The sequence below is a fragment of the Xanthobacter sp. BG11Y11_SDJG genome (assembly GCF_057364445.1).
Map to the genome: position 1 here is coordinate 1 of NZ_JBNFNU010000796.1, position 790 is coordinate 790.

General features: G+C 73.4%; 1 protein-coding gene. It reads left to right on the forward strand.

The features are described from left to right. Window positions 1-753, forward strand: a 753-nt coding sequence (locus tag AC2W7M_RS26585) for an alpha-2-macroglobulin family protein (protein ID WP_486136191.1), incomplete at its 5' end; no start/stop codon positions are given. Window positions 754-790: the final 37 nt, after the last annotated feature.

Below are 790 nucleotides of genomic sequence, written 5' to 3' on the forward strand. Positions count from 1 at the left end.
CTGGCGCGGGAGGCCGACCTGCCGCGGCTGGCGGAGGTCGCGCTCAACCGCGCGGACGTGGCGCGCACCCTCACCGCCCGCACCTCCACCCAGGAGAATGCCTGGCTGCTGCTCGCCGCCCGTTCGCTCGCCGCCAGCGCCTCCGGCATGGTGATCGAGGCGAACGGCGTCGCCCGGCGCGGCGCATTCGGCCGCACGCTCTCGCGCCAGGAGCTGGAGCAGGGGCCGCTGACGCTGCGCAATGCCGGGCCGGAGCCGATCAAGGTGGTGGTCGCCGTCAACGGCGCCCCGGCCCAGCCGGAGCCGCCGACCGCCCACGGCTTCGCTTTGGAGCGGCGCTACTACACGCCGGACGGCAAGCCGGCCGACCCCTCCAAGGCGGTGCAGAACCAGCGCTTCGTCGTGGTTCTGAAGGCCAAGGAGGACGAAACCGTGCTCGCCGACGTGCTGCTGGTGGACTACCTGCCCGCCGGCTTCGAGATCGAGAACCCGAACCTGCTTTCGGGCGAGGCGGATGCCTTCGCCTGGCTCGGCGAGACCAGCGAGGCGGGCCATCTCGAATTCCGCGACGACCGCTTCGTCGCCGCCGTCACCCGGCAGGAGGACGATGGGCCGTTCGTGGTCGCCTACATGGTGCGGGCGGTGGCGCCCGGCCGCTATGCCCATCCCCCGGCGATGATCGAGGACATGTACCGGCCCGACCGCTTCGCGCGCACCGCCGCCGGCAGAATGGAGGTCGCGCCCGCCCCATGAGCGAGGAGACGCCGCGCCATCCGCCCGCGGCGGGGCC